The following is a 26,486-nucleotide window of genomic DNA, read 5'->3' as shown; positions in this document are numbered from 1 at the left end:
GTCAGATTGAATCTAGGGTAGAAGTGCACATGCGTGCATTAGTGGTCGGCGCGCCGCGGTTTCATAAAAGTAAGTGGATGTAACTTGGTGTGCCGTGAGGCCTGCCCACCCGAAGGAGACGCTGGACATGCGTGTTTTGCTCGCCGAAGACGACCCGGTGCTGGGCCAGGCGCTGCGGGTGGGCCTGAGCCGCGAAGGCCTCGACGTGGCCTGGACGCGCGACGGCATCGACACCTACACCGCCTTCCGCCAGGGCGACTACGCGGCGCTCGTGCTCGACCTCGACCTGCCCGGCCTGCCCGGGCTCGACGTGCTGCACCGCATCCGCCAGACCGACTGGCGCGTGCCGGTGATCATCGTCACCGCCTTGAGCGACGTGCCGCACCGCGTGCGTGGGCTCGACCTCGGTGCCGACGACTACCTCGGCAAGCCCTTCGACCTCGACGAACTGCTGGCCCGCCTGCGCGCCGTCACCCGCCGCTCGCACGGCGTGCCCGGCGCGGTGCTGGCCTGCCGCGGCGTCGAGATCGACCTGCGCGACCACCGGGCCACCCGCGACGGCCTGCCGCTCTGGCTCACCGGGCGCGAGTTCACCGTGCTGCGCCTGCTGATGGAATCGGCCGGCAAACCCGTGCCGCGCCAGCGCATCGAAGAGCAGCTGGGTGCCTGGGGCGGCGAGGTCGAAGGCAACTCGGCCGAGGTCTACATCCACAAGCTGCGCAAGAAGCTCGGGCGCGATTTCATCCAGACGCTGCATGGCAACGGCTACCTCATCCCCCTCTGAGGCCGGGCACCCGGCACCCCGCGCCGAGCCTGAAAGCGCCTGGCGGCGTTTCCTCGCCGCGCCGCGCAGCCTCAAGTACCGCTGCCTGCGCAGCATCGCGCTGGTGTCGGGACTGACCTGGCTGGTGGTCACGCTCACCATCGTGGCGCTGGCACGGCATGAGTCCGATGCGATGTTCGACGCCTCGCTGCGCGAGCTGGCGCACATGGCGCTCGCCTTCGCCGACCACGAGCTGGCCGAGATCCAGCGCACCGGCGGCGGTGACGTGAGCGACGACACCGACGAGGTCTTCAGCGACAAGATCGTCTACCAGGTCTGGCAGCAGGGCGGGGTGCTGGGCTACCGCAGTGCCAACGCGCCCGCCCAGACGCCGCTGGCGCCGGGCGCGGCCGGCTTCGGCGACACCGTGCTCGACGGGCAGCCCCTGCGCACCTACAACACCTGGAACCGCGACCGCAGCTTCCAGATCCAGATGGCCGCCAGCCCCGAGCGCCACCAGCACTACGGGCTGTGGGTGTCGCTCGCGCTGTGCATCGGCATGCTGTCGGCGTTGTGCGTGTTCCTGCTGCTGATCCGCCGCCAGCTCGACCAGGCCTTCGCGCCCTTGAACGACACCGCCGAAGCGCTGGCCGGCAAGTCGGCCGCCGACCTCTCGCCGGTCGAGCTGGACGGGCAACCGGCCGAGCTCGCCCCGGTGATCGGCGCCTTCAACGGCCTCATGCGCCGCATGAGCCAGACGCTGCGCTACGAGCAGCGTTTCACGAGCGATGCGGCGCACGAGCTGCGCACGCCGCTCTCAGGCCTGAAGATCCTGGTGCGCAACGCGCAGCGCGCACGCAGCGCCGAAGAGCGGCGCGAAGCGCTGCAGCAGATGGACGTGGCCATCGATCGCTCGACCACGCTGATCGGCCAGCTGCTGGCCCTGGCCCGCTACGACCGCGACCCCTCGCAGTTCGCCTTGCACGAGACGGTCGACCTGTGGGAGCTGGCGACCTCGGTGTGGGCGGGCGTGGCGCCGCTCGCCGAGGAGAAAGGCATCCGCCTGCACTGGAGCCCGGGCCGCCCGCTGGTGAGCGTGCGCGGCAACCACGATGCGCTGGCGGTGGTGCTGCGCAACCTGATCGAGAACGCGCTGGTGCACACCCCACCCGGCGGCGAGGTGCTGATCGAGGCCGTCGCGGAGGCGGGTGACGGCCAAGCGCAGTGGCTGGTGCACGACAGCGGCCCGGGCGTGCCGCCCAAGATGCGCGAGCGGGTGTTCGCGCGCTTCGTGCGGGTCGACCGCAGCAGCGCGCCCGGCGCGGGGCTGGGCCTGGCGATCGTCAAGCGCATCGTCGAGATTCACGGCGGCAGCGTCGTCATCGGCGAATCGCCCCGGCTGGGCGGGGCGCTCGTCACGCTGCGGCTGCCGCTGGCCTGAGGCGGCTCAGCCGGCGTCGAAGAGGTCGCCTGCGCTCTTGGGCGGCGCGACCCCCAGGTGCCGGTAGGCGGCGAGCGTGGCGATGCGCCCGCGCGGCGTGCGCTGCAGGAAGCCTTGCTGGATGAGATAGGGCTCGATCACGTCTTCGATGGTGCCGGCCTCTTCGCCGATGGCGGCGGCCACGTTGTCGAGGCCCACCGGGCCGCCGTCGAAGCGGTGGATCACCGCTTCGAGCAGCTTGCGGTCCATCACGTCGAAGCCTTGCGGGTCGACGTCGAGCATCGCGAGCGCCTTGTCGGCGATGGCCTTGGTGATGCGGCCGTCGCCCTTCACGTCGGCGTAGTCGCGCACGCGGCGCAAGAGGCGGTTGGCGATGCGTGGCGTGCCGCGCGAGCGGCGGGCGATCTCGAAGGCACCTTCGGGGTCGGCGGCCACGTCGAGCAGGCCGGCCGAGCGGTGCACGATGCGCGCGAGTTCTTCCGAGGTGTAGAACTCGAGCCGCGCCACGATGCCGAAGCGGTCGCGCAGCGGGTTGGTCAGCATGCCGGCGCGCGTGGTGGCGCCCACCAGCGTGAAGGGCTGCAGGTCGAGCTTGATGCTGCGCGCGGCGGGGCCCTCGCCGATCATGATGTCGATCTGGTAGTCCTCGAGGGCGGGGTAGAGGATCTCTTCGACGACCGGCGAGAGCCGGTGGATCTCGTCGATGAAGAGCACGTCGTTCTTCTCGAGGTTGGTGAGGATGGCCGCCAGGTCTTTCGGCTTCTCGAGCACGGGGCCGGAGGTCTGGCGCAGGTTCACGCCGAGCTCGTTGGCGATGATGTGCGAGAGCGTGGTCTTGCCCAGGCCGGGCGGGCCGAAGAGCAGCACGTGGTCGAGCGCTTCCTTTCGCTTCTGCGCGGCGCCGATGAAGATCTCCAGCTGCTCGCGCGCCTTGGCCTGGCCCACGTATTCGGCCAGGCCCTTGGGGCGCAGCGCACGCTCGATCGCCTCTTCGTTGGGCGAGGCGGGCGCGGCGCTCACGACGCGTCGTGACGGGGCGAAATCATCGGTCTGGATGCTCATGCTGCGCATTGTGCAGCGGCCTCGTCGGCGGGGACTGGCGGGTGGGCTGGCACAATCGCGCCCCATGTTCCGCCGCCCCGCCAGCGCCTTCAACTCGCGATTTGCCGTGTGGCTCTTCGCCTGCGCGCTGCTGCTGAAGGCGGCGGTGCCGCTGCTGGCGAGTGCCTCCGCTGAGGCACAGGGCAAGGCGCTGGTGGAGGTCTGCACGGTCTACGGCGTGAAGACCATCGCCCTCGATGGCGAGCCGGCCCAGGACCACGCGGCCACGCACGCGGCCGACCATTGCGCGCTCAGCGCCGTCGTCGCGCTGGGGGCACCGGTGCCGATGGCCAGCGTGGCCGTGGCGCCGGCCACAACCCCGTTCACCTTGCGTCCCGCTGCCACGGCTCCCCCCGTGGACGCCAGCGCCCGCTGGCTCACCCAGCGCTACCACGCGCCACCCGCCATCGCCTGAACTTCTCTGAGGCAAGCCGCTGTGTGCGACGGCTTGCCGACCGGCCTGCGGCCTCGTCGCGGGCGTTCAGGACGATTGCCATGACCACCGACATCCCCCCTCCGGCCGGCGCTTCGACGCGCCGCGCTGACCTCCACCGCCTCTTCTGGCGGGTGCACTTCTGGGCCGGCCTCGTGACCACGCCGCTCGTGATCGCGGCCGCGCTGACCGGCCTGCTGTATGCGCTCTCGCCGCAGATCGAAGCGCAGCTGCACGGCCACCTCGACCGTGTGCCCCTGGGCAGCGCGGTCGCGTCGATCGACGAGCAACTCAGCGCAGCACGTGCGCATGCGCATGGCGCGGCGCTTCGCGCGGTGATCCCGGCGCATCGGCCGGGTGACAGCACGCAGGTCCTCTTTGCCGCGGCCACGCAGGGAGAGCATGCCGGCCACGCGCCGGCGCGCACGGTCTACGTCAATCCGTACACGAGCGAGGTGCTGGGTCACCTGGCCGAAGGCGAGCGATTCAAGGATTGGGCACGCCGACTGCATTCGCGCTACCAGCAGGGCGATGGCTGGCGCTGGCCAGTGGAGCTCGCGGCGAGCTGGATGCTGGTGATGCTGGCCACGGGGCTCTACCTGTGGTGGCCGCGCCCGGTCGCCGCAGGCGGCCTCGGTTGGCGTGTGCTGGTGCCCCGCTTCGGGCGCGGCCGGGCCACCTGGCGCGACCTGCATGCAAGCGTGGGCCTGCTGGCCGGGGGCGTGCTGATCGTGGTGCTGGTCACGGGCCTCACCTGGTCGCGCTACAGCGGCGAGAACTTCCGCAGCGCGCAGAAGGCACTTGGCCAATCGACACCACGCCCGCCCGCCGGCTTGCAGTCGAGCGCGCCCGGTGAGGGAGGCCGCCTGAGCCTGCAGGCCTTGTATGCGGTGGCCCAGGCTGAAGCGCCCGGCGTGCCACTGCAGCTCACGTTGCTGCAGACCGAACGTGGCGTGCTGCGCGCCGAGAGCGTCGACCGCCGCCGCCCCACCCAGCGCGCGGTGCTGCTGCTCGACACCGGCTCGGGCCGCGTGCTGCACCGTTCGGGGTGGGGTGACCTGCCAGCCCTGTCACGCGCCACGGCGCTCGGCATTCCCTTCCACCGCGGCGAGTTCGGCGTGTGGAACCAGGTGCTGCTGGTGCTGGCGGCACTCGGCCTCGTCTTCTCGGTGATCTCGGGCGTGACGATGTGGTGGAAGCGCCGCCCGCCTCGCCGCGTGGGCGCCCCGCCGGTGTTGGCCGCACAGGTGCGCGCGGTGCCGTGGCCGCTGTGGCTGTTCGCTGCCGCGATGGCGCTGGCCATGCCGGTGTTCGGCGTGAGCGCGGCCCTCTTCCTGATGCTTGAACTGCTGGCCGCCGCGTGGCGCCGCCGACAGGTCTCACCTTCTTGTTGAAATTCTCATGACCACCAGAACCCTTCCCTTCCAGCTTGGCAGCCTGGCCGCGGCCATGTTCCCGCTAGCCACAGGCGCACAGACCACCGAGCCCACGCCGCCGGTGCGCGAGCTCGACCGCGTCACCATCGTCGGCAACCGCCCGGCCACGCTGCCGCTCGAGATCCCGACCACCACCGAGACCATCGACGGCAAGCAGATCGCACGCAGCATCAACGCCACCGATTCGGAAGACGCGCTCAAGTACTTCCCGAGCCTCAACGTGCGCAAGCGCTACATCGGCGACTACGACCACGCGGTGCTCGCCACCCGCGCCTCGGGCACGGGCAACAGCGCCCGCTCGCTGGTGTATGCCGATGGCATCCTGCTGTCGAACCTGCTGGGCAACGGCGCGACCTACACCCCGCGCTGGGGCCTGGTGACGCCGGAAGAGATCGACCGTGTCGACGTGATGTACGGCCCGTTCTCGGCCGCCTATCCGGGCAATTCGGCGGGCGCGGTGGTCGACTACGTGACGCGCATGCCGCAGAAGCTCGAAGCGCATGTGAAGCTGCAGGGCTACACGCAGCGCTACAAGCAATACAACACCAACGACCGCTTTGGCGGCCAGTCGGGCAGTGCGTCGATCGGCAGCCGTGAAGGTGCGCTGTCGTGGTGGGTCAACCTGAATCACCTCGACAGCGAAGGTCAGCCCATCGCGTTTGCCAACCGGCGTGTGGCGCAGGGCGTGGCAGGCAACGCCGGCACGCCGGTCACTGGCGCGGTGGCCGACCGCAATCCAACGAATCAGGACTGGTGGATCCTCGGCGACACCAACCGCAGCCGCACCGTGCAGGACCACGCCAAGTTCAAGCTGGCCTACGACGTCTCGCCGACCGTGCGTGCCTCGTACACGCTCGGCTACTGGCGCAACGACAACGAGCGCGAGGTGCAGAGCTACTTGCGCGACGCGGCGGGCAACACCGTCACGAGTGGCGTGGTCAACATCGACGGCCGAGACTACACCCTGGTCGCCAGCGACTTCGCCGGCAGCAAGGCACGGCTGGAGCATGTGGCGCATGGCTTTGGCCTCAAGAGCCAGACACGTGGCGAATGGGACTGGGAGGCGGGCGCCAGCCTCTACGACTACGCGCGTGACCAGGTGCGCAATTCGGCCAGCGGCATCACCGACATGGCAGGTACCGGGTGGAACACGCTCTCGCTCAAGGGCATCTGGCGCCCGGCCGGCACCATGCACACGGTCGAAGCTGGGCTTCAGCGGGAGGCATACAAGCTGCGCACCCAGACCTTCCTTGCGGTGGGCGACTGGGCCGCTGGTGAGCCCGGCGCGCGCCAGTCGGCCTTCCAGGGCGACACCACGCTGCACAGCCTGTGGGCACAGGACGCCTGGCACATCAATGACGAATGGCGCCTGGTGCTGGGCGGCCGGCTCGAACACTGGCGCGCCTTCAACGGCCGCACCGCCAACGCGACGACGGAGCGGCCCCACGGCGAGCGAGCCGAGACCTGGTTCTCGCCCAAGGCGGCCGTGTCGTACCAGCTCGATGACGACTGGACGCTCAAGGCCTCGCTCGGCCGCGCCGTGCGCGCGCCGACCGTGGCCGAGCTGTACCAGGGGTCGATCGTCGGCGGCGTGCTGATCAACAACGATCCTGACCTCCGCCCCGAGAAGTCGTGGACGACCGAGTGGACCGCCGAGCGCGCGCTGCCGCGCGGCCAGGTGCGCACCACCTTCTTTGCCGAGCGCACGGCCGATGCGCTGTACTCGCAGACCAACGTGACCGTCAGCCCGGCCGTCACCAACATCCAGAATGTCGACGCCATCCGCACCTACGGGCTGGAGATCGCGGCGTCATCAAGTCGTGTCGGCATTCGCGGGCTGGAGCTGAGCGGCAGCCTCACCTACGCCGACTCCATCATCACGAAGAACGACAAGGCCCCCTCCAGCGTTGGCAAGTGGCAGCCGCGCGTGCCGCGCTGGCGTGCGAACCTGCTGGCCACGTATCAGGCCACCGAGCACCTGACCACCACCCTCGGCGTGCGCTACAGCGGCAAGCAATACGGCACGCTCGACAACAGCGACCCCAACGGCCGCACCTACATGGGCGTCAGCTCGTTCCTGGTGGCCGACCTGCGCGTGGTCGTCCGATTCGACAAACAGTGGTCGGCCGCCTTCGGCGTCGACAACCTCAACAACGCGCGCTACTGGGCCTTCCACCCCTACACGCAGCGCACCTTCAACGCCGAACTCAAGTTCGACCTGTGATCATTCCCCTCAACCCCAAGGAGCACCCATGACCCTCACCCGCCGACTGCTGACTGCACTTTCCCTGAGCACCATTGCGCTCGCCGCCCACGCCCATTCGTTCAAGGTGGGCGATCTGACGATCGGCCATCCCTACGCCCGCGCCACCGCCCCTGGCCAGCCGACGGGCGGCGCCTACCTGAGCGTGCGCAACGCCGGCGCGGCCGGCGACAAGCTGGTCTCGGCCACGGCCGAGGTGGCGGCCAGCGTGGAGCTGCACGAGATGAAGATGGACGGCAACGTGATGCGCATGCGCGAGGTGTCGGCCGTCGACGTGCTGGCCGGCCAGGCCGTCGAACTCAAGCCCGGCGGCCTGCACATCATGCTGATGGGCCTGAAGGCACCGCTGAAGCAGGGCGACAAGTTCCCGCTCAAGCTCAAGTTCGAGAAGGCGGGCGAGGTGACGGTGACGGTGAACGTGGAAGGGGCAGCCACCTCCCATGGGAAACACTGAAGACGCCGACCCAAAGGGTCAGGCGTTCATCGAGCCACGCCCAAGGATCCGGCTTTGCCGGTCCGATGGGTGGCGCCCCTCGGGGGCAGGAGCGCCAGCGACTGGGGGGCTCAATTCCTGAGCATGCCCATCGCCTTCACCAGGCTGCGGCGCATGCGGTTGAACGACTTCTGCAGCGTGCCGATCTCGTCGGGGCGGTCTTCGGAGAATTCGGCCAGCGACAGGTCGCCCTGGCTCACACGCCGGGCGGCCATCGCCACCTCGCGCACCGGCTGGACCACGAGCCGCTGCAGCAGCCAGTTGAGCACCAGGAAGAGGGCGACGAACACCGCCACCAGCGAGCCGGTGAAGGTGGCGAAGAGCTGCTGGGCCTTCTCGCGCGGCAGCGTGGTGGGCACGGCCACGATCTGTGCGCCGACGATCTCGTTGAGCTGCCAGCCGAAGCCGGCCTTGTCGCCATAACGTGCGATCAGGCTGGGCGGCGCGGCGGCCGGCGTGCTGTGGCAGGCGAGGCACGCCGGGTTGGTGATGCGGATCGGCCGTGCGACGTAGAAGAGGTCGCCCTTGCCGGTCTCGACCTCACCCGACAGCTCGGTGGTCTTGGGCTCGGCGCGGAAACGGTCGACGATCCGGCGCTCCCAATCGAGAGGCTTGTCGCGCGGGTTGGTCGGGTTGAGCGTCGCTTCCTTGTAGCTGTAGCCCGGCTGCTTGGCGGCCAGGCGGGCGAGCGTCTCGGTGGCTGCGAAGGCCGGCACCGTCTCGGGCAGGAAATGGCGGTCGAGCAGCGGGTCGAGGTGGGGCTTGATGTTGTCGACGGTGTAGCCGCGCACGGCGATGGCCACGTCCATCAGGCGCTGCGCATCGCGCACCACTTCGGCACTCGCGTTGGCCTGCACCAGGCGGTACACCGTGCCGCCGGCCACGGCCAGCGCGATGACGAACAGCAGCGTGAACACCAGGTTGAATCTGAGCTTCAGGTTCATGGACGGTCTCGGAGGGTGAAACGGATTCGAGTCGCCGCCGCGGTGGGCACCGCAGGCGCTTCACAACCAACTGCCAGGAGCACGACTCAGGCGTCGAGCGAACGGGAAGATAGCGTGGACTGGCGGAAACGGGCGCGCTGTTCGTCGCTTTCCAGATGCGACTCCAGGCGTTGCAGCAATTCGGTCACGGAGTCGGCGCGCCGGGCTTCGTTGTCGAGCAACAGGTCGGCAATCGGGCCGAGCTCGTTGGCCAGCGCTTCACGCACACGTTCGCGCTGCTGGGGGGTGATGCGGAAGGTGCGCTGCAGCGGGGCATCGAGCGACGAGGGGGTGGTGGTGTCCAGCTCGGCCGGGGTGGTGTCGGCCCCTTCGTTGTGGCGGCGCGACGCCCACGAGGCCAGCCACTCCTGCCGCTCCTGCGGGTTGATCAGCATGCGGGCCGCCGCCGCCATGAAATCGTCTTCGCTCTTGGCATGAGCGGCGCAACGTTTCAGATGGGGCGTCACGTTGACGTTCAACCGCTTGCGCAGGGAACGCTCGACACGAGCGAAAAGACGAGGGTTGATCAGGTCGGACATGGACGGCGACGCTGCAAAGAGCCGGCGAATTTTATGTGTCGACCCTGCCCATGACGGGGACATTTCAGACCCCGCCCCCGTGACCCGGTGCAAGTTGTAAGCAATGTTTGCACGCCTGTGCAGTTCATGCTTGTACTACTTGGCCAGTGCCTTCAACGCGAGCTTGATGCCGTCGCTCACGCCCACGTCGGCGGGCAGGCTCTTGAGCGCGAGGGCCGCTTCGCGGTCGCTGTAGCCGAGGGCCACCAGGGCTTGCAGGATGTCGGCTTGGGCGTCGTTGGCCACGCTCGTGGGCAGCGCGAGATCGGGCCCGAGCTTGCCCTTCAGTTCGAGCAGCAGTCGCTCGGCGGTCTTCTTGCCGATGCCCGGCACCTTGATGAGGCGGCCGCTTTCCTGCAGCGACACGGCCTGCGCCAGCTCGCCCACGCTCAGGCCCGAGAGGATGGACAAGGCCGTGCGTGGGCCGATGCCCGAGATCTTCACGAGCTGGCGGAAGGTGGCGCGCTCTTCGGCAGTGAGGAAACCGAACAGCACCTGCGCGTCTTCGCGCACCACGAAGTGCGTGAGCAGCGAGACACGCTCGCCCAGGGCCGGCAGGTTGTAGAACGTGCTCATCGGCACGTCGACTTCGTAGCCGACGCCGCCCACGTCCACGAGCAGTTGCGGCGGATTTTTTTCTGCGAGCAGCCCGGTGAGGCGGCCGATCATCGACGGAACAGACCCAGCCGTTGTGCTTCGAGTGCCGCTTCAGCGCGCGAGCTCACGTTGAGCTTGCGGTAGATCTGCTTCACGTAGTCGGCGATGGTGTGGCGCGAGAGGTTCAGCTGCACACCGATCTCGGGCAGCGTGAAGCCCTTGGCCACCCACAGCAGCACTTCGTTTTCGCGGTCGGTGAGCTGCACGTGCGGCAGGTTCTGCGGGCGCTCCTGCGGCTTGTTTTGTGCGGCGAAATAGGCGATCACGCGGCGGGCGATGGAGGGCGACAGCGGCGGCTCGCCCTGGCTGATGCGCTGCAGCTGCTCGACGAAATGCTCGCGGGGCTGCTCTTTCAGCAGGTAGCCGAAGGCGCCGGCCTGCAGCGCGGGGAAGAGGTGATCGTCGTCGTCGTGGATGGTGACCACGACCGACTGCGCTTCTGGCTGGGCCTTCTGCAGCGCCGCGACCACGTCGACGCCAGAGCCATCGGGCAGGCCGAGGTCGATCATCGCGATCTCGAAACGTTCGGCGGTGATCAGCGCCAGCGCATCGTGCACCCGCGCGGCTTCGAACACCTGCGCCTGCGGAAACACCTGCAAGGCCAGCGCCTTGAGCCAGCTGCGGATTTCAGGAAGGTCTTCCAACAACAGGATCTTGTTCATGGCGGCAACTCGCACGGTGAAAAACCGAAGTGCATCCTAACAGTCCGGCGGTTCTGCAGAACGCCTCGCGGCGCTCAATCTCAGGCCGTACCCAGGGGAAGCGTGAGCCGGATCACGGTTCCGTAGCCGGGGCCCGACTCCACCAGGCACTGGCCCTGCATCTGCTTGGCGCGGTGCTTCATGCTGGCCATGCCGTGGCCACGGTCGAGCTTGCCGTCGAGCTCCATCGGGATGCCCTTGCCGTTGTCTTGCACCACGAGCACGAAGTCCTGCTGGCCGAGGGTGCAGCGCACCTTGCAGTGCGAGGCGCCCGAGTGCTTGATGACGTTGCTGACCGCCTCGCGCAGGATGCGTGTCGTCTGCACGAAGGCGCGCGCCGAGAGCAGCTGCGTCACGTCTTCGGTGGGGCTGCGCCAGTCGACCTCGATGCCGGCCTGGCCCAGGCGCGACACGGTCTCGGCGCGCCAGTCGGCCAGCGCATCGGCCACCGGCAGCGGCTTGCCGGTGAGGCCGCGCACCGAGAGGCGCATCTCCTCCAGCGCCTCGCGAGCCAGCGACGAGATGCGCTCCGACTCGCTGGTGTGCACGATGGTCAGGAGCTTCGCGCCCAGGTCGTCGTGCAGGTCGCCGGCAATTCGCTTGCGTTCCTTCTCGGTGACCTGCTCGACGCGCAGCTCGGCCATCTGCACGTAGTTGCGTTCCATCTCGGCGGTGGCTTCGGCGAGGCGGCGATCGAGCGAGTTGCGTGCCGCTTCGGCCGAGCGCAGTGCGTGGCCGAACATCTTGATCTGCCGCGAGGCGATGGCGAAGAAGATCACCGGCAGTGCGAAGTTGAGCAGGTTCACGCGCGGCATCCAGTCGAACTGCGCGGCCCGGTCCATCGCCACCAGCAGCGCGAGCACCGCCATCATCGCGGCCATCGGCCAGAAGGTGCGCCGCCGGGCGCGCCACTCGGTGTAGAGGTAGAGCACCATCATCGCCACCACCTCCAGCACCATCAGCAGGTACCAGGCGCTGCTGAGGTTGAAGAGGCGCTGCGGCCCGGCCAGCGCGAGCGTCAGCGGCACCATCAGGCACTGCGCGAGCAGGCCGGCTTCGATCATGCGCGAGCGCAGGGCGCTGTAGCTCAGCAGGAACTGCACCGTGAGCCCGGTGACGATGGCAAACCCCACGCAGGTGAGCAACTCCACGGTGTGGGTGTCGACCGGGATGTGGGCCCACCAGCTGCGCAGGCCGAGCGCGTTCCAGCCCAGGATGAGAAGCCCCAGGTAGCCCAGGTGCGCCTCCTTGGGGTTGATCGCCCGAAGGAACAGCAGGAAGGCGGCCAGCACGGTGGTGGCCACGGCCAGCATCTGAAGGGCCGTCACGTTCCAGAAGGTCTGCGAAGCCTGCTCTTCGGCGAGCAGCGCCTGCGGCCCGATCTTCACGGCCGAGAGGCCGCCCGAGCGCTGGCGCGACGAGACCTTCTGCACCGCGTAGCCCTGCACCTTGATGTCGAGCGTGTTGCCTTCCGCCTTCAGCAGGCTGGCCGGCAGCGGCACCAGCTGCGGGTAGGCGCAGTTGCGCGTGAGCGGCTCCGTCATGCGCCCGCCGCTGTGCACGAGGAAGCCGTTGAGCTGCACCTCGGCGTTGCTGCACACCCGCTCGAGGTAGGCGGCCATCAGATGCTCGGGGCTGCCGGCAGCCTCAGGCGCGTCGAAGCGTAGCCGGTACCACACCGGGCCGTCTTCGCGCGGCCGGCTGCGCCACCAGTCATCGGGCAGGGACACGGGGCGCACGGTCTGCTCGTCCGGGAACTGGTCGCTCGCGCCGGACGCTGTGATGGCTTGCTGCATGACGATGACCTTGCCCTCGGCCGGTGCGGCACGCCCCTGCAGCGCGGCTGCCGCAAGCAGCCAGAGCACCAGCAGGCTCATCCACGAAAAGGGCCGGAAGCGGAGACGGAGGCGATCGCGCATGGGCGCCGATTGTGCAGGAGGGTCTCCCTGCTCGGCGTGGGCTGGCACGCGGGGCGACAATCGCATTTTGTAGAGAGGTTCACGCTTGATCCTTCGCCACGCCTTCATCCCGCTCGACAACATCCGCCTGGCCCATTTGTGCGGCAGCCTGGACGAGCACCTGCGCAACATCGAGTCGGCGTTCGACGTGAGCATCTCGCGGCGCAACGAGTCGTTCCGCATTGAAGGGGCGAAAGCCGATGCGGAGCGCGCCGTGGCCTTGCTGCAGACGCTCTACGACCGCGCGCGCAAGCCGATCTCGGCGGAAGCCTTCCAGTTGGCCCTGGTGGAGGCGCTGGCTGACGTGCCGCGTGGCCGAAAGCGCGCTGCGGCGCCCGGCGCGGAGCGTGCGGAAGATGCCGAGGGCGAGGAGGTTGTGCTGCGCACACGCCGCGCCGACCTGTCGGGCCGCACGCCCAACCAGCACCTCTACCTGAACAACATCCGCACCCACGACATCACCTTCGGCATCGGTCCGGCCGGCACCGGCAAGACCTTTCTTGCGGTGGCGTGTGCGGTCGATGCGCTGGAGCGCAGCGCGGTGCAGCGCATCATCCTCACGCGCCCGGCGGTCGAGGCCGGCGAGCGCCTGGGTTTCCTGCCTGGCGACCTGGCGCAGAAGGTCGACCCTTACCTGCGCCCGCTGTACGACGCGCTCTACGACCTGATGGGCTTCGAGCGGGTGGGCAAGGCTTTCGAGAAGGGCAACATCGAGATCGCGCCGCTCGCCTTCATGCGCGGGCGAACGCTCAACCATGCATTCGTGATCCTCGACGAGGCGCAGAACACCACGCGTGAGCAGATGAAGATGTTCCTCACGCGCATCGGCTTCGGCAGCAAGTGCGTGGTGACCGGCGACGTGAGCCAGATCGATCTGCCCAAGGGCACCGACAGCGGCCTCATCGACGCCGAGCGGGTGCTGCGGCGCGTGAACGGCATCGCGATGACCCGCTTCACCGCCGCCGACGTGGTGCGCCACCCGCTGGTCGCGCGCATCGTCGAGGCCTACGACGCGGCGCCAGCGGAGCGCAGCTGATGGCCCGCCCCGAACTCACCCTGTCGCTGCAGTTTGCCGACGCCTCGCACCGTGCGCACCTGCCGCGCCACAAGGTGGCCCGCTGGATCCGTGCGGCGCTCGAGGCCCCGGGCGAGATCACGGTGCGCATCGTCGGCGCCGAGGAAGGTCAGGCCCTCAACCGCGACTTTCGCGGCAAGGACTACGCGACCAACGTGCTGACCTTCGACTACGAGCATGAGCCAGTGGTGCAGGCCGACCTCATCCTCTGCGCGCCGGTCGTCGAAGCCGAAGCGAAGCAGCAGAAGATCACGCTGGAGGCGCACTACGCGCACCTGCTGGTGCACGGCACGCTGCATGCGCAGGGCCACGACCACGAGGAGGATGACGAAGCGCGCGAGATGGAAGCACTGGAAACCGCGGTCCTCGCCGGCCTCGGCTACGACGACCCCTATTCGCGCTGAAGCAGGCTCAGCGTTTGTGCGAGGTGCTCAGGTAGCGCTTGCGCCAGAAGAAGAGGCCCAGCCCGACGCCGACGATCACCATCGTGACCGTCGCCACCCACACGCCCGTCTCGGCGTGGATGAGCGGCAGGCCGTCGAAGTTCATGCCGAAGAACCCGGTGATCAGGTTCAGCGGCATGAAGATGGCCGTCAGCACGGTGAGCGTGCGCATGATGTCGTTGGTGCGGTTGCTCTGCGCCGAGAAGTGCATCTGCACCGCGGTCTCGGCCGACGATTCCAGCCGCCGCACGTGGCTCAGCACCCGCTCGATGTGCTCGAGCACGTCGCGCGAGCGCAGGCGCAGCAACTCGCGCTCGCGCATGGCGCCGGGGTTGTTGCGCTCGGTGGGCCACTCTTCCAGCGCATCGATCCACTCGACGATGGCGCTGCGCTGGTCTTCGCAGGTGTCTTCCAGCAGGTGCAGTGCGTTGCGCGAGTCGAGCAGCACCTGCCAGCTGTCGAAGTGGCTGCGCGGGTTGAAAAGCTCCTGCTGCAAGTAGCCGAGCTGCTTGGTGAGCAGCCGCCGCAGCTCCAGGTAGCTGTCGACCATGTGGTTGACCATGCGCAGCATCAGGTCGGCCGGGCTCGTGGGCAGGCGCGAGCTGCCGGTGCTGCGCTCGCCGGCGCCGAGCGTCATCTGCTGCAGGCGGGTGGCGAAGAAGTCGCGCACCGGGCAGTCGGTGGGGTGCACGGTGAAGAGCACCCGGTCGAACACCGCGAAGCCGACCGGGCTGGTGTCGATGGCTTCGAGCGCCCGCTTGGCGCTGCTCAGCGTGCCCTGTGCCTCGTCGAGGAAGAGGTTGTTGCTGCCGCTGCCTGCCGCCAGGCGGCGAAACACCATCAGGTCGTAGGTCGAGGTGTAGTCGAAGTGCGAGGGCAGCTGGTTGTTGAGCAGGTCGGAGATGTGCAGGTCGACGAGTTGCCCGCCCGTCCAGCGCTGGAAGGCCGTCTGCAGCGGGGCGATGTTGACTTCGAACTCGCGCCGCGCGCTGCCGATCCAGATGTAGCCGGTGGGGGGCAGCTGCTCCGGCAACTCGGGCAGCTCGGTGAACTGCTCGGGTGTGATGTGGAGGATCCGCATCGCGACGGCGGGGTTCAGCGCTGGCGCAGCAGGCGTGCGGCGTCGAGTGCGAAATAGGTGAGGACGCCGTCGGCACCGGCGCGCTTGAAGGCGAGCAGGCTTTCCATCATGACCGCGTCTTTGTCGAGCCAGCCATTGATGGCCGCGGCCTGGAGCATCGCGTATTCGCCGCTCACCTGGTAGGCGAAGGTGGGCACGCGGAACTCGTCTTTCACGCGGCGCACGATGTCGAGGTAGGGCATGCCGGGTTTGACCATCACCATGTCGGCGCCTTCGGCGATGTCGAGCGCCACTTCGCGCAGCGCTTCGTCGGTGTTGGCCGGGTCCATCTGGTAGACCTTCTTGTTGCCCTTGCCGAGGTTGCCGGCCGAGCCGACGGCGTCGCGGAACGGGCCGTAGAAGGCGCTCGCGTACTTGGCGCTGTAGGCCATGATCCGCGTGTGGATGTGGCCACGCTTCTCGAGCATCTGGCGGATGGCGCCGATGCGGCCGTCCATCATGTCGCTCGGGGCCACGATGTCGACGCCCGCTTCGGCCTGCACCAGCGCCTGCTGGCTCAAGATCTTCACGGTCTCGTCGTTGAGGATGTAGCCGCTCTCGTCGCGCACGCCGTCCTGGCCGTGCGAGGTGTAGGGGTCGAGCGCCACGTCCGTGAGGATGCCGAGTTCGGGGAATCGCTTCTTCAGCTCACGCACGACCTTGGGCACGAGGCCCTGCGGGTTGGTCGCTTCGGCACCGTCTTCGCTCTTGTTCTTCGGGTCGATCACGGGGAAGAGCGCCATCACCGGGATACCGAGCCGCACGCATTCATCGGCCACCGGCAGCAGCTGGTCGAGGCTCAGGCGTTGCACGCCAGGCATGGAGTCGACGTTCTGGATCTTGTTCTTGCCGGGCAGCACGAAGACCGGAAGGATCAGGTCGCTCACCTGCACATGGTGCTCGCGCACGAGCGCGCGGGTGAACTCGTCGCGGCGCAGTCTGCGCGGCCGGCTGGCGGGAAAAGGTGGGGGTGTGTGCACGGCGCGGTTCCAGCGGAAGGTCGGGGGTCAGATGGGTCGCGGCGTAGTTCTCACTTGCGCGTTTTCACGGTGCTCGCGCACTGGGCGCACGCGGTGTTCATCTGATAAAGTTGCCGTCGGATGATAGCCGCAAGGTTGTTGTCCCCTGCTTTTCCTCCCTGAGCAGGAGCCTTACCGTGATGACAGCGATGAGGCTTTCGAGCCCCGGCTGATGGCCGGGGCTTTTTTTATGCCGTCCCATAATGCCGCCGCATGAGCAGCTTGTACTTGTGGGTCAAGGCCTTCCATATTGTTTTCGTCGCGAGCTGGTTCGCCGGCCTCTTCTACCTGCCGCGGATCTTCGTCAACCTGGCGATGGTGCCGGCCGACAGCCATGCCGAGCGTGAGCGCCTGCTGCTGATGGCGCGCAAGCTCTACCGTTTTGCGAGCTTCCTGATGGTGCCCGCGGTGGCGCTCGGCCTGTGGTTGTGGCTTGGCTTCGGCGTGACGGGCGGCTGGATGCACGCGAAGCTCTTCTTCGTCGTGCTGGTGCTCGGCTACCACCATGCGTGCCGTTCGCTGCTGCGCAAGTTCGAGTCGTTTGCCAACACGCGCAGCGAGCGCTGGTTCCGTGTCTTCAACGAGGTCTCGGTGCTGTTGTTCATCGCGGTCGTCGTGCTCGTGGTGGTCAAGCCGTTCTGAACGGCGCACGCAAAACGACACACCAAACGCACATGCCGCCGCGCCACCGCAGCTCCGCCGCGCCGCTGGCCTGGTTGTACGCGGCGCTGATCGTCTACGCGAGCCTGTCGCCCTTCACCGGCTGGAAGCAGCCAGCCGGCGTGCCGCTGCTGGGCTTCGGCCACATGCCGTGGCAGCCCTACTGGACGTGGTTCGACGTGGTCTCGAACCTGCTCGGCTACGTGCCGCTCGGGGCGCTGCTCTTCGGTGCCCAGGTGCGTGGCGGGCGGCCGGTCGGCTGGTCGGCGCTCAACACGGTGCTGGCGGGGGCCTTGCTCTCCTTGTGCATGGAGAGCCTGCAAAACTGGCTGCCCAAGCGCGTGCCGTCGGTCGCCGACTGGCTGCTGAACAGCGGCGGCATGCTGCTGGGCGTGCTGATCGCGATGGCCGTGCGCGCCCTCGGCGGGGTCGACCGCTGGCAGGAGCTGCGCGACCGATGGTTCATCCACCGCAGTGCAGGCGGCATCGCGTTGCTGCTCTTGTGGCCGGTGGGCCTGCTGTTCCCGACAGCGGTGCCCTTCGGCCTGGGGCAGGGCGTGCTGCGTCTGCGCGAGGTGGTGGCCGGCTGGCTGGACGGCACTCCGTGGGCCGGCTGGGTGACCGAGGGCCTGCACGCCGATGAACTGCTCACGCCGTTGTCGCGCGGCTCCGAATGGCTGGCCATCGTGCTGGGATTTCTCGCGCCGACCTTCATCGCCTTCAGCATCATGCGGCCCGGCTGGCGGCGGCTGGCCCACGTGCCGGCCGCGCTGGCGCTGGGGCTTGCGGCCACCACCTTGTCGACGGCGATGAACTTCGGCCCGCAGCACGCCTGGGCCTGGGTCACGCCCGCGGTGGTGCCGGCCCTGGTGGTGGCGAGCGTGCTGGCCCTGGCGCTCGCCTTCGCGCCACCGCGCGGCGTGGCGGCCTTCGGCCTGGTGGCGCTCACGATGCTCGTGGCGCTCGTCAACCAGGCGCCCACCGACCCCTACTACGCCGAGAGCCTGCAGGCCTGGGAGCAGGGCCGCTTCATCCGCTTCCACGGCCTCGCGCAGTGGGTGGGTTGGCTGTGGCCCTTCGCGGGACTCGTCTACCTGCTGGCCAGGGTCGTGGTGCGCGACGAGGCTTCCTAAAATGCGCCATGACCTATTTCAAACGCCACATCTTCTTTTGCCTCAACCAGCGCGACAACGGTGAAGACTGCTGCGCCGATCACAACGCGAAGGCGGGCTTCGACCACTGCAAGTCGCGCGTGAAGGCCGAGAAGCTCGCCGGCCCCGGCGGCGTGCGTGTCAACAAGGCCGGCTGCATGGACCGCTGCGCCGGTGGCCCGGTGGCCGTGGTCTACCCCGAGGCCGTCTGGTACACCTACGTCGACGAGAGCGACATCGACGAGATCGTCGAATCGCACCTGAAGAACGGCGTCGTGGTCGACCGCCTCGTGCTGCCGGACTCCGTCGGCCGATGAACTCGCAGACGAAGCGGGTGACGATCCCCGGCCCGGCCGGCGCGATCGAATGTGCCATCGACGAGCCCACGGCGGCGCCGACGGGCGTCGCGGTGGTGTGCCACCCGCACCCGCTGCATGGCGGCACGATGGACAACAAGGTCGCGCAAACGCTCGCCCGCGCCTTCGTGCAGCTCGGCATGCGTGCGGTGCGCTTCAACTTCCGCGGCGTTGCCGGCTCGCAAGGTCAGTGGGACGAAGGCCGCGGTGAGGTCGACGATGCGCTGGCGGTGATCGCCGCCCACCGCGATGCGGCGCTGCCCTTCGTGCTGGCCGGCTTCTCGTTCGGCGGTTACGTGGCAGCCGAGGCCGCACACCGCTTGCCGTCCGAGGCCAAGCCCAAGTGGCTGGCCCTGATGGCTCCGTCGACGCAGAAGCAACAGGTGCCTCCCGTACCGGAAGGCACGCTCGTCGTGCATGGCGAGGCCGACGACGTGGTGCCGCTCTCGGCCACGCTCGACTGGGCCCGACCGCAGGCGTTGCCGGTGGTCGTCGTCCCGGGCGCCGGGCATTTTTTTCATGGGCAACTCACGCTGCTCAAGAACTTGGTGGTGCGGCACGGCTCATAAGAGTCCCCGCCCCCTCGCTTTCAACATCACAACAATTCCTGCATGAAAAAGTTCATCGCTTTCCTGTTCGCGCTCGCCTCGACGTTTGCCAGTTCGCTGGCCCAGGCCCAGATGCCCACGCCCCCCGAAGTGGCCGCGCGCAGCTTCATCCTTGTCGACATCACCACCGGCCAGACGCTGGCCGAGCGCGAGGCCGACGCACCCTCCGACCCGGCTTCCCTCACCAAGCTGATGACGGCCTACCTCGTGTTCGCCGCGCTGCGCGAGCACAAGCTGCAGCTTGATCAGGTGCTGCCTGTCTCGGTGCGCGCCTGGCAAGAGCGCAAGGGCGGCGGCTCGCTGATGTTCATCGAGCCGCGCAGCCAGCCCAAGGTGTCTGACCTGTTGCGTGGCCTGATCGTCAACTCGGGCAACGACGCAGCCGTGGTGCTGGCCGAAGGCGTGGGCGGCACGGTCGAGAACTTCGTCGCCATGATGAACCGCCAGGCCCAGGCCTGGAATCTCAAGAACACCACCTTCAAGAACGCCCCCGGCCTCACCGAAGCCGGCCACAAGAGCAGCGCGCGCGACATGGCGGTGATCGCCTCGCACATCATTCAAGACTTCCCCGAGCACTACCCGCTGTACTCCATCAAGAAGTACCGCTTCGAAGGCTCGCCCGCCACCAACGAGAACAACCGCAACGTGCTGCTGCTGCGCGACCCGAGCGTCGACGGCATGAAGACCGGCTACACCGAAGCCGCCGGCTACTGCATGGTGATCTCGGCGCAGCGCGACTTCCCCAACCTCGCCGCCAACGGCGCCGGCGGCGGCAAGCGCCGCCTGCTCAGCGTGGTGATGGGCACCGCCTCGATGGAGGCCCGTGCCAACGAAAGCCAGAAACTCCTCAACTGGGGCTTCCAGGCCTTCGATACCGTGCGCCTCTTCGAGGCCGACAAGGCGCTCGCCACCGTGCCGGTGTGGAAGGGCAAGGCCAACGAAGCGCGCCTGGGCAGCACGGGCGGCGTGTTCGTGAGCGTGCCCAAGGGCGAAGGCGCCAAGCTGCAGACGAAGATCGAGCGCACCGACCCGCTGGTGGCGCCGCTCGCGCAGGGCCAGCGTGTGGGCACCGTCAAGGTCACCACCCCCGCGGGGGCCCTGGTGGCCGAGCGGCCGCTGGTGGTGCTGAACGCCGTCGAGCAAGCCGGGATCCTGGGTCGGGCATGGGATGCGGTCCGGCTGTGGATCAAGTAATCTGATCCTTCACGCCGGCCCGCCTGTTGGTCGAAAGGAGGCATCATGGCTGTGATCCCTGAGATCGTGTGTTACCTCAACGGCGAGTTCCTGCCGCTGCGCGAGGCGAAGGTCTCGGTGCTCGACCGGGGCTTCCTTTTCGGTGACGGCATCTACGAGGTGCTGCCGGTCTACGGACGGCGGCTCTTCCGCTTCGAGGAGCACATGGCCCGCCTCGGGCGCAACCTGGCGAAGGTGCGCATCGCGAACCCGCACACCGCGGTGCGCTGGCTCGAGCTGTGCCGCGAGCTCGTGGCGGCGCAGCCCGATGACGATCAGGCGCTCTACCTGCAGGTCACGCGGGGTGTGGCGCCGCGCCACCACGTGATGCCGGTCGACGTGGCGCCCACCGTCTTCATGATGAGCCAGCCGCTGGTGCAGCCGAGCGCCGACGAGCGCCACCGCGGCGTGGCCTGCGTCACCGCGCGCGACTTCCGCTGGGAGCGCGGCGACCTCAAGTCGATCTCGCTGCTGGGCAATGTGCTGGCGCGCCAGATGTCGGCCGACCACGGCGCGGCCGAGACCATCCTGCTGCGCGACGGTTTCCTCACCGAGGCCTCGGCCAGCAACGTGTGGGTGGTGCACGAAGGCGCGGTGCTCGGGCCGCCCAAGAGCGAGCATGTGCTGGAAGGCATCCGCTACGAGCTGATCCGCGAGTTGTGTGAGGAAGAAGGCATCGCCTTCAACCTGCGGCCCATCGCCGAGGCCGACCTGCTCTCGGCCGACGAGGTGATGCTCAGCTCGGCGGCCAAGGAAGTGCTGCCCGTGACCTCGATCGACGGCCAGCCCGTCGGCCACGGCGCGTTGCGCGGCAAGCCCGGCCCCGTCTATGCACGTCTCTACGAGGCCTACCAGCGCGCCAAGAAAGCGCAGTCCCTATGAAACACATTTCGCCCGAAGAATCGCTGATCGAGTACCCGTCGAAATTTCCCATCAAGGTGATGGGCGAGAACGTCGACGGCTTCGTGCACGCCGTCACCCTGGTCGCGAAGAACTTCGACCCCGATTTCGATGCCACCACGGTGGAGATGCGCCCGAGCAGCGGCGGCAAGTACCTCGGCGTGACCATCACCATCACCGCCACCAGCCGCGAGCAGCTCGACGAGCTGTACCGCACGCTCACCACGCACCCGATGGTCAAGGTGGTCTTGTGAGCGACCTGCCCCAGCGCGGGGTCTACAAGATCCAGGCGCAGGAGCGCATCGTCTTCGGCGAGCCGGCCGGCGAGGCGGTCGCCGCCGAAGTGCAGCGGCTGGGGGCGAAGCGGGTGTTACTCGTCAGCAGCGCGTCGCTGGCGCGGCTGGACGATGGCCCGCTGCAGCAGGTGCAGCGCGCGCTCGGCGAACGTTGCGCGGATTCGTTCACCACCATGCGCGCCCACAGCCCGCGCGAAGACGTGATCGCGGCGGCGAACGCCGCGCGGGCCGCGCGTGCCGACCTGCTGGTGGCCGTGGGCGGTGGGTCCTCGATCGACGGGACCAAGGCGGTGCTCGCCTGCCTGTGGCACGGGCTCGACACGCCCGAGGCGATGGCGCCCTTTCTCGCCGAAGGCACCGCCGCGCGGCCGCTCGAAGCGCCGCCAAACCCGATCCGCATGCTCTCGGTGTCGACCACGCTCTCCGCGGCCGACTTCACCTCGCGTGCCGGCGTGACCGACAGCGCCACGCGTGCCAAGCAGGGCTTCGGCCATGCGCTGCTGGTGCCGCAGGTGGCGGTGCTCGACCCGCAGGCCACGCTGCACACGCCGCTGCCGCTGCTGCTGTCGACCGGCATCCGCGCGGTCGACCATGCGGTCGAGAGCCACTGCGCGCCACGGGCCCACACGATGGCGTCGATGCACGCACTCGAAGGCTTGCGGCTGCTGTCGCGCGCCTTGCCGGCCATCCACCGCGATCCGGCATCGCTGGCCGCGCGCGCCGAAGCGCAGCTCGGCATGTGGCAGGCGATGTGGGGCTCGTCGACCGGCGGTGGCACCGGCGCGAGCCACGGCATCGGCTATGCGCTGGGCGCGGGCTTCGACATCCCCCACGGCGAAACTTCGTGCGTCATGCTCGCCCCGGTGCTGCGCTTCAACGAGCCGGCCAACGCCGACCGGCAGGCGGCCTTGCTGAAGGCGATGGAGAGCCCCTTGCCGACGGCCGCCGATGCCATCGCCGCGCTGGTGCGCGGCCTCGGCCTGCCGACTTCGCTGCAGGCGCTGGGCCTGAAGCGCGAGCACCTCGATGGGCTCGCGCGGCGTTCGCTCGCCTACCCGCCGGTGCGCGCGAATCCACGGCCCATCCGCAGCGAGTCCGAGGTGCGGGAGATCCTCGAACTCGCCTGGCAGGGGCTTGCGCCGGTCGCCTAGTCGAGCGAGGCCGGCTCGTCGGTCTCGCTTGTCGGCGCCCCCTCCAGCCGCCCGAGGGTGAGTGGCTCGGCGGTGTCGACCGAGCCCAGCCCGCGGGCGAACTGGGTGTAGGCCGTCGACGAGGTGAGCGCCGAGTCGGGCACTTCGACCACGGGCGCCGGGGTGTCGTCACTGCCACCCCCGCCGCACGCGCTCATCAGCGCGCCGGCCACCAGGGCCACGGCCCATCCATGAAGTCTGGTTTGCATGATGGGTCTCCTTCTCACTGCGTACCGCCAATGGGCGTCGCGAGGTAGGGGAAGCCGGGCAGCAGCGTGGCGCGCGACTGGTCGACCGCGTCGTGCAGCTGGAAGGCGGTGGCGCCCAGCGGCACGGCCGAGGGGCGGCAGGCCGCGCCGAAGCCGAGCGTGTTCATGTCGCCGTTGGCCACGCACAGCCCGCCCATCATCGCGATCAGCGAGATGTCGACCACGTCGTCGTTCGGGCGCCGGCCGTTGGGGTAGCCGGCCATGTCGTTGCCGCCTGCAAGCAGGTTGCCCACCACGCCCAGCGTGTTCTGGCTGGCCAGCGGCACCGGCGTCGTGGTGGTGTTCAGGCGCAGCATCTCCGAGGCCACCGCGTTGCGCGGCTGGTTCACGCCGGCGATGCCGGTGAGGAAGGTGGTGACGAGGTCCGTGCGCGGGTAGTTGGTCGGCGCGATGTTGGGGGTGGCGAGCGCCACTTCCAGCAGCTTGGGCAGCGTGGGCTTGGTCACGTAGGTGAGGAACTGGCCGTCGTCCTTCGGCTTGGCGCTGTTGAAGCGGTCCTTGTCCTTGAGGCCGATCACGACTTCGTTCACGAGCGGCATGCCCAGGCGCGAGACCTGCGTCCACGCGCCGCCGGTCTTCTCGGTGGTCTGGTGGCCGGCGCGTGGCGTCGGGTCGAGCAGGCGGGCCTGGCGCAGGCTCGCGGTCGTCCAGCCGCCGATCACTGGCTCGCTGCCTTGCGTGAGGCAGGCGGTGGGCACTTCGAGCGCGAGCGAGGTGATGTTCTTGTCGTCGATGGTGTTGGGCGCGGCGTTGGCGAACTGGCGGTTGGTGATCACGTTCACCGGCGCGTTCACCAGGTCGAAGATGGTGCCCAGGTTGACGGCGAACGGGTCCTTGCGCTGGCCCACGAACACCTTGCCGGGCGCGCTGCAGCCGGGGATGTTGATGGTGTAGACGTGGCGGCCCGCATACGCGGCGTAGTCGGGGATCGTCTTCACGCCAATGTTGTCGACCGGCTTGTCGAAGACGGACGAGCCGTTCACGTAGTTCGTCACGGCCTGCGCGTTGCCGCGACGGCGGTCGCCGCGCACGACGGTGAGCGTGAAGCTTTCGCTCAGGTTGAGGTTGGCGTCCTGCACGTTGCCGACCGGGCCGAACTGGATCAGCGGGATCGCCACTTCCTCGCCGCCCACGGTGAGCGTCTTGCCGATGGTGTCGCGCAGCTTGTTCCTGAAGCGGAATTGGAAGGTGAGGTCTTCGCGCGCATCGCCGTCGTTGTCGATGTGGATCTCGTACAGCGCGTTCGGGTCCATCGAGAAATAGTTGGGGCCGCCGTAGGCGTCTTGCAGCGGCATGTAGTTGGCGATCAGCGTCGTGTACGCGGCGCGGCCGGCTTCGTAGCTGCGGAACATGTAGAAATCGGTCCCGTCCACCTTGGGCGAGGTGGTGATGAAGGGCGCTTCGCGGTGGCTGGAGGCGTGGGTGGCGCCGATGCCGCACACCGCCAGCACGGCGGCGGCCGCGAGGGGCGCGGTCTTGAAGAGAGAGAGTCGCATGGGGGTCTCCTGATGGCACCCGGCAAGATCACCGGATGGCATGCGTTACGCGGCACGATTCGTGATGGATGCACGGGAATCGCGCCGGCCCCGACATGTTTTGTGCGGACCCCCGACAATCCGGGGGTGTCAGATATCGCCCCCGCCTCCGACCTACTCCGCGGCCATGCGACCACCGGGCCCCTCGTGCGTCTGCGTGGCCGTGTGGACTACGTGGCAACCGTCGACGAGATGCGTAGCTTCACCGAGGCACGCGGCCCCGACACCCCGGACGAGATCTGGCTCTGCGAGCACCCACCCGTCTACACGCAGGGCATCGCCGGCAAGGCCGAGCACGTGCTGGTGCCGGGCGAAGTGCCGGTGGTGCAGACGAATCGCGGCGGCCAGGTCACGTACCACGGCCCGGGGCAGGTGGTGGCCTATCCGCTGATCGACCTCAAGCGCCTGAACATCTTCGTCAAGGAATACGTCTACCGGCTGGAGCATTGCGTGCTCAAGACGCTGGAAAGTTTTGGCGTCACTGGCCACCGCGTGGCCGGCGCGCCCGGCATCTACGTGAACCTCGCCGACCCCTTCGGCCATGCCGCGCTCACCGGCCCGAGTGCACGCCCGTTCGACGGGCTGGGCAAGATCGCCGCGCTTGGCATCAAGGTGAGCCGCCACTGCACGTACCACGGTGTGGCGCTCAACGTGGCGATGGATCTGTCGCCCTTCTCAAGCATCAACCCTTGCGGTTACGCAGGGCTGGCGACAGTCGACCTCGCTACACTGGGCGTCCACACCGACTGGCACACCGTGGCCACCCGACTGGGTGACAAGCTCGCGGCCCATCTGAGCTGACCGGCTCCCTCTCGAAAGCTAGATCCCATGTCCACCGACAAGGTCGTCCACACCGCCCAAGACGCGGCCTCCTACGACGCCACCGCCAAGCAGAAGTCGCAGGCCAAGACCGCACGCATCCCGATCAAGATCGTGCCGGCCGAGCAGCTGAAGAAGCCCGACTGGATCCGCGTGAAGGCGGGCTCGCACAACACGCGCTTCTACGAGATCAAGCAGATCCTGCGCGAGCACAAGCTGCACACGGTGTGCGAAGAAGCCTCGTGCCCCAACATCGGCGAATGCTTCGGCGGGGGCACCGCGACCTTCATGATCATGGGCGACAAGTGCACCCGTCGCTGCCCCTTCTGCGACGTGGGCCACGGCCGCCCCGACCCGCTCGACCAGGACGAGCCGCTCAATCTCGCGAAGACCATCGCCGCCCTCAAGCTCAACTACGTGGTGATCACGAGCGTCGACCGCGACGACCTGCGCGACGGGGGCGCCGCCCACTTCGTCGGGTGCATCCAGCGTGTGCGCGAGCTCTCCCCCAAGACGCGCATCGAGATCCTCACGCCCGACTTCCGCGGCCGCATGGACCGCGCGCTCGAAATCCTGAAGGCCGCGCCGCCCGATGTGATGAACCACAACCTCGAGACCGCGCCGCGCCTCTACAAGGAAGCGCGCCCGGGCTCCGACTACGCCTACTCGCTCAACCTGCTCAAGCGCTTCAAGGAGTTTGCGCCGCACGTGCCGACCAAGAGCGGCCTCATGGTCGGCCTCGGCGAGACCGACGAAGAGATCCTGCAGGTGATGCGCGACATGCGCGAGCACGACATCGACATGCTCACCATCGGCCAGTACCTCGCCCCCTCGGGCCACCACCTGCCGGTGCGCCGCTACGTGCACCCCGACACTTTCAAGATGTACGAGGCCGAGGCGATCAAGATGGGCTTCACGCACGCCGCCGTCGGCGCGCTGGTGCGCAGCTCGTACCACGCCGACCAGCAGGCGCATCAGGCCGGGGTCGACATCCCTGCCTGAGAG

General features: G+C 68.4%; 28 protein-coding genes. 18 read left to right on the top strand and 10 right to left on the bottom strand.

Annotated features, from left to right (window positions below; all coding sequences use genetic code 11):
* Positions 1-127 precede the first annotated feature (127 nt).
* Entirely contained in the window at positions 128-784 is a 657-nt protein-coding gene (locus KF892_13420) for a response regulator transcription factor (GenBank protein MBX3626007.1), read from the top strand.
* Positions 756-2,204 (top strand): sensor histidine kinase N-terminal domain-containing protein, encoded by a 1,449-nt coding sequence (locus tag KF892_13415; GenBank protein ID MBX3626006.1) that lies wholly within the window; start codon positions 756-758, stop codon positions 2,202-2,204. The genes KF892_13420 and KF892_13415 overlap by 29 nt, the downstream gene beginning before the upstream one ends.
* Positions 2,205-2,210: 6 nt before the next feature.
* On the opposite strand, the gene ruvB is transcribed toward KF892_13415, so the two are convergent.
* On the bottom strand, positions 2,211-3,266 hold the full coding sequence (ruvB, locus tag KF892_13410; protein MBX3626005.1) for a Holliday junction branch migration DNA helicase RuvB: 1,056 nt from the start codon (positions 3,264-3,266) through the stop codon (positions 2,211-2,213).
* 64 nt (positions 3,267-3,330) lie between these two features.
* Here ruvB and KF892_13405 point away from each other — a divergent pair, with 64 nt between their 5' ends.
* From KF892_13405 to KF892_13390, 4 genes are all read left to right on the top strand, one after another.
* Positions 3,331-3,720, top strand: a complete 390-nt coding sequence (locus KF892_13405) for a DUF2946 family protein (GenBank protein ID MBX3626004.1) — start codon at positions 3,331-3,333, stop codon at positions 3,718-3,720.
* Between the two features lie 80 nt (positions 3,721-3,800).
* Positions 3,801-5,132, top strand: a complete 1,332-nt coding sequence (locus tag KF892_13400) for a PepSY domain-containing protein (GenBank protein MBX3626003.1) — start codon at positions 3,801-3,803, stop codon at positions 5,130-5,132.
* Between the two features lie 7 nt (positions 5,133-5,139).
* Positions 5,140-7,398 carry a TonB-dependent receptor gene (locus KF892_13395; protein ID MBX3626002.1) on the top strand — a complete coding sequence of 753 codons (2,259 nt, stop codon included), beginning with the start codon at positions 5,140-5,142 and terminating at the stop codon, positions 7,396-7,398.
* Between the two features lie 28 nt (positions 7,399-7,426).
* Complete coding sequence (locus KF892_13390) at positions 7,427-7,891, top strand: copper chaperone PCu(A)C (protein MBX3626001.1); 465 nt, start codon at positions 7,427-7,429, stop codon at positions 7,889-7,891.
* Positions 7,892-8,001: 110 nt separating this feature from the next.
* Here KF892_13390 and KF892_13385 read toward each other — a convergent pair whose 3' ends face one another.
* From KF892_13385 to KF892_13365, 5 genes are all read right to left on the bottom strand, one after another.
* Positions 8,002-8,874 (bottom strand): DUF3365 domain-containing protein, encoded by an 873-nt coding sequence (locus KF892_13385; GenBank protein MBX3626000.1) that lies wholly within the window; start codon positions 8,872-8,874, stop codon positions 8,002-8,004.
* 86 nt (positions 8,875-8,960) lie between these two features.
* Entirely contained in the window at positions 8,961-9,452 is a 492-nt protein-coding gene (locus KF892_13380) for a hypothetical protein (protein ID MBX3625999.1), read from the bottom strand.
* Positions 9,453-9,587: 135 nt separating this feature from the next.
* Positions 9,588-10,160, bottom strand: a complete 573-nt coding sequence (gene ruvA / locus KF892_13375) for a Holliday junction branch migration protein RuvA (GenBank protein ID MBX3625998.1) — start codon at positions 10,158-10,160, stop codon at positions 9,588-9,590.
* Positions 10,157-10,810 carry a response regulator transcription factor gene (locus tag KF892_13370; protein MBX3625997.1) on the bottom strand — a complete coding sequence of 218 codons (654 nt, stop codon included), beginning with the start codon at positions 10,808-10,810 and terminating at the stop codon, positions 10,157-10,159. The genes ruvA and KF892_13370 overlap by 4 nt, the downstream gene beginning before the upstream one ends.
* Positions 10,811-10,890: 80 nt before the next feature.
* Positions 10,891-12,768: a sensor histidine kinase gene (locus KF892_13365; GenBank protein MBX3625996.1), complete on the bottom strand. Its 1,878-nt coding sequence runs from the start codon at positions 12,766-12,768 to the stop codon at positions 10,891-10,893.
* Between the two features lie 85 nt (positions 12,769-12,853).
* On the opposite strand from KF892_13365, the gene KF892_13360 reads away from it, so the two are divergent.
* On the top strand, positions 12,854-13,843 hold the full coding sequence (locus KF892_13360; GenBank protein MBX3625995.1) for a PhoH family protein: 990 nt from the start codon (positions 12,854-12,856) through the stop codon (positions 13,841-13,843).
* Positions 13,843-14,286 carry an rRNA maturation RNase YbeY gene (gene ybeY, locus KF892_13355; GenBank protein ID MBX3625994.1) on the top strand — a complete coding sequence of 148 codons (444 nt, stop codon included), beginning with the start codon at positions 13,843-13,845 and terminating at the stop codon, positions 14,284-14,286. Before KF892_13360 ends, ybeY begins: the two co-directional genes overlap by 1 nt.
* A gap of 7 nt (positions 14,287-14,293) precedes the next feature.
* Here ybeY and KF892_13350 read toward each other — a convergent pair whose 3' ends face one another.
* Both KF892_13350 and hemB read right to left on the bottom strand, forming a co-directional pair.
* A complete protein-coding gene (locus tag KF892_13350) occupies positions 14,294-15,406 on the bottom strand; it encodes a magnesium transporter CorA family protein (protein ID MBX3625993.1) in 1,113 nt (370 codons plus the stop codon).
* A gap of 14 nt (positions 15,407-15,420) precedes the next feature.
* A complete protein-coding gene (gene hemB / locus KF892_13345; GenBank protein MBX3625992.1) occupies positions 15,421-16,425 on the bottom strand; it encodes a porphobilinogen synthase in 1,005 nt (334 codons plus the stop codon).
* Between the two features lie 252 nt (positions 16,426-16,677).
* On the opposite strand from hemB, the gene KF892_13340 reads away from it, so the two are divergent.
* From KF892_13340 to KF892_13305, 8 genes are read left to right on the top strand one after another with little or no spacing between them, the layout of a single operon-like run.
* Complete coding sequence (locus KF892_13340; GenBank protein MBX3625991.1) at positions 16,678-17,106, top strand: CopD family protein; 429 nt, start codon at positions 16,678-16,680, stop codon at positions 17,104-17,106.
* A 32-nt stretch (positions 17,107-17,138) separates the two neighbouring features.
* The gene (locus tag KF892_13335) at positions 17,139-18,257 is read left to right on the top strand and encodes a VanZ family protein (GenBank protein ID MBX3625990.1); all 1,119 of its coding nucleotides are present in this window, start codon (positions 17,139-17,141) and stop codon (positions 18,255-18,257) included.
* A gap of 8 nt (positions 18,258-18,265) precedes the next feature.
* Positions 18,266-18,592 (top strand): (2Fe-2S) ferredoxin domain-containing protein, encoded by a 327-nt coding sequence (locus KF892_13330; protein MBX3625989.1) that lies wholly within the window; start codon positions 18,266-18,268, stop codon positions 18,590-18,592.
* On the top strand, positions 18,589-19,200 hold the full coding sequence (locus KF892_13325) for an alpha/beta hydrolase (GenBank protein ID MBX3625988.1): 612 nt from the start codon (positions 18,589-18,591) through the stop codon (positions 19,198-19,200). The genes KF892_13330 and KF892_13325 overlap by 4 nt, the downstream gene beginning before the upstream one ends.
* 42 nt (positions 19,201-19,242) lie before the next feature.
* Positions 19,243-20,433, top strand: coding sequence for a D-alanyl-D-alanine carboxypeptidase (locus KF892_13320; GenBank protein MBX3625987.1), 1,191 nt, complete (start codon positions 19,243-19,245; stop codon positions 20,431-20,433).
* Positions 20,434-20,478: 45 nt separating this feature from the next.
* A complete protein-coding gene (locus KF892_13315) occupies positions 20,479-21,354 on the top strand; it encodes a D-amino acid aminotransferase (protein MBX3625986.1) in 876 nt (291 codons plus the stop codon).
* Positions 21,351-21,626, top strand: a complete 276-nt coding sequence (locus tag KF892_13310) for a DUF493 family protein (protein MBX3625985.1) — start codon at positions 21,351-21,353, stop codon at positions 21,624-21,626. The genes KF892_13315 and KF892_13310 overlap by 4 nt, the downstream gene beginning before the upstream one ends.
* Positions 21,623-22,819 carry an iron-containing alcohol dehydrogenase gene (locus tag KF892_13305; GenBank protein ID MBX3625984.1) on the top strand — a complete coding sequence of 399 codons (1,197 nt, stop codon included), beginning with the start codon at positions 21,623-21,625 and terminating at the stop codon, positions 22,817-22,819. The genes KF892_13310 and KF892_13305 overlap by 4 nt, the downstream gene beginning before the upstream one ends.
* Here the strand turns inward: KF892_13305 and KF892_13300 are convergent.
* Both KF892_13300 and KF892_13295 read right to left on the bottom strand, forming a co-directional pair.
* Positions 22,816-23,067, bottom strand: coding sequence for a hypothetical protein (locus KF892_13300; GenBank protein MBX3625983.1), 252 nt, complete (start codon positions 23,065-23,067; stop codon positions 22,816-22,818). The genes KF892_13305 and KF892_13300 overlap by 4 nt on opposite strands.
* A gap of 14 nt (positions 23,068-23,081) precedes the next feature.
* A complete protein-coding gene (locus tag KF892_13295) occupies positions 23,082-24,623 on the bottom strand; it encodes a DUF4331 domain-containing protein (protein ID MBX3625982.1) in 1,542 nt (513 codons plus the stop codon).
* 12 nt (positions 24,624-24,635) lie between these two features.
* On the opposite strand from KF892_13295, the gene lipB reads away from it, so the two are divergent.
* Together lipB and lipA are read left to right on the top strand one after the other, a co-directional pair.
* Positions 24,636-25,463 carry a lipoyl(octanoyl) transferase LipB gene (gene lipB / locus KF892_13290; GenBank protein MBX3625981.1) on the top strand — a complete coding sequence of 276 codons (828 nt, stop codon included), beginning with the start codon at positions 24,636-24,638 and terminating at the stop codon, positions 25,461-25,463.
* 27 nt (positions 25,464-25,490) lie between these two features.
* Positions 25,491-26,483 carry a lipoyl synthase gene (lipA, locus tag KF892_13285; GenBank protein MBX3625980.1) on the top strand — a complete coding sequence of 331 codons (993 nt, stop codon included), beginning with the start codon at positions 25,491-25,493 and terminating at the stop codon, positions 26,481-26,483.
* The last annotated feature ends 3 nt before the right edge of the window (positions 26,484-26,486 follow it).

Source organism: Rhizobacter sp. (assembly GCA_019635355.1).
In the GTDB taxonomy this organism is placed as follows: Bacteria; Pseudomonadota; Gammaproteobacteria; order Burkholderiales; family Burkholderiaceae_C; genus Rhizobacter.
This window is presented reverse-complemented; position numbering and strand designations above follow the sequence as displayed.

Bases quoted from the DNA above. Each gene is read 5' to 3' on its own strand.
- KF892_13420 (MBX3626007.1), top strand. From the start codon at position 128: ATGCGTGTTTTGCTCGCCGAAGACGACCCGGTGCTGGGCCAGGCGCTG.
- KF892_13415 (MBX3626006.1), top strand. From the start codon at position 756: ATGGCAACGGCTACCTCATCCCCCTCTGAGGCCGGGCACCCGGCACCC.
- ruvB (MBX3626005.1), bottom strand. From the start codon at position 3,266: ATGAGCATCCAGACCGATGATTTCGCCCCGTCACGACGCGTCGTGAGC.
- KF892_13405 (MBX3626004.1), top strand. From the start codon at position 3,331: ATGTTCCGCCGCCCCGCCAGCGCCTTCAACTCGCGATTTGCCGTGTGG.
- KF892_13400 (MBX3626003.1), top strand. From the start codon at position 3,801: ATGACCACCGACATCCCCCCTCCGGCCGGCGCTTCGACGCGCCGCGCT.
- KF892_13395 (MBX3626002.1), top strand. From the start codon at position 5,140: ATGACCACCAGAACCCTTCCCTTCCAGCTTGGCAGCCTGGCCGCGGCC.
- KF892_13390 (MBX3626001.1), top strand. From the start codon at position 7,427: ATGACCCTCACCCGCCGACTGCTGACTGCACTTTCCCTGAGCACCATT.
- KF892_13385 (MBX3626000.1), bottom strand. From the start codon at position 8,874: ATGAACCTGAAGCTCAGATTCAACCTGGTGTTCACGCTGCTGTTCGTC.
- KF892_13380 (MBX3625999.1), bottom strand. From the start codon at position 9,452: ATGTCCGACCTGATCAACCCTCGTCTTTTCGCTCGTGTCGAGCGTTCC.
- ruvA (MBX3625998.1), bottom strand. From the start codon at position 10,160: ATGATCGGCCGCCTCACCGGGCTGCTCGCAGAAAAAAATCCGCCGCAA.
- KF892_13370 (MBX3625997.1), bottom strand. From the start codon at position 10,810: ATGAACAAGATCCTGTTGTTGGAAGACCTTCCTGAAATCCGCAGCTGG.
- KF892_13365 (MBX3625996.1), bottom strand. From the start codon at position 12,768: ATGCGCGATCGCCTCCGTCTCCGCTTCCGGCCCTTTTCGTGGATGAGC.
- ybeY (MBX3625994.1), top strand. From the start codon at position 13,843: ATGGCCCGCCCCGAACTCACCCTGTCGCTGCAGTTTGCCGACGCCTCG.
- KF892_13350 (MBX3625993.1), bottom strand. From the start codon at position 15,406: ATGCGGATCCTCCACATCACACCCGAGCAGTTCACCGAGCTGCCCGAG.
- KF892_13340 (MBX3625991.1), top strand. From the start codon at position 16,678: ATGAGCAGCTTGTACTTGTGGGTCAAGGCCTTCCATATTGTTTTCGTC.
- KF892_13335 (MBX3625990.1), top strand. From the start codon at position 17,139: ATGCCGCCGCGCCACCGCAGCTCCGCCGCGCCGCTGGCCTGGTTGTAC.
- KF892_13330 (MBX3625989.1), top strand. From the start codon at position 18,266: ATGACCTATTTCAAACGCCACATCTTCTTTTGCCTCAACCAGCGCGAC.
- KF892_13325 (MBX3625988.1), top strand. From the start codon at position 18,589: ATGAACTCGCAGACGAAGCGGGTGACGATCCCCGGCCCGGCCGGCGCG.
- KF892_13320 (MBX3625987.1), top strand. From the start codon at position 19,243: ATGAAAAAGTTCATCGCTTTCCTGTTCGCGCTCGCCTCGACGTTTGCC.
- KF892_13315 (MBX3625986.1), top strand. From the start codon at position 20,479: ATGGCTGTGATCCCTGAGATCGTGTGTTACCTCAACGGCGAGTTCCTG.
- KF892_13310 (MBX3625985.1), top strand. From the start codon at position 21,351: ATGAAACACATTTCGCCCGAAGAATCGCTGATCGAGTACCCGTCGAAA.
- KF892_13300 (MBX3625983.1), bottom strand. From the start codon at position 23,067: ATGCAAACCAGACTTCATGGATGGGCCGTGGCCCTGGTGGCCGGCGCG.
- KF892_13295 (MBX3625982.1), bottom strand. From the start codon at position 24,623: ATGCGACTCTCTCTCTTCAAGACCGCGCCCCTCGCGGCCGCCGCCGTG.
- lipB (MBX3625981.1), top strand. From the start codon at position 24,636: ATGGCACCCGGCAAGATCACCGGATGGCATGCGTTACGCGGCACGATT.
- lipA (MBX3625980.1), top strand. From the start codon at position 25,491: ATGTCCACCGACAAGGTCGTCCACACCGCCCAAGACGCGGCCTCCTAC.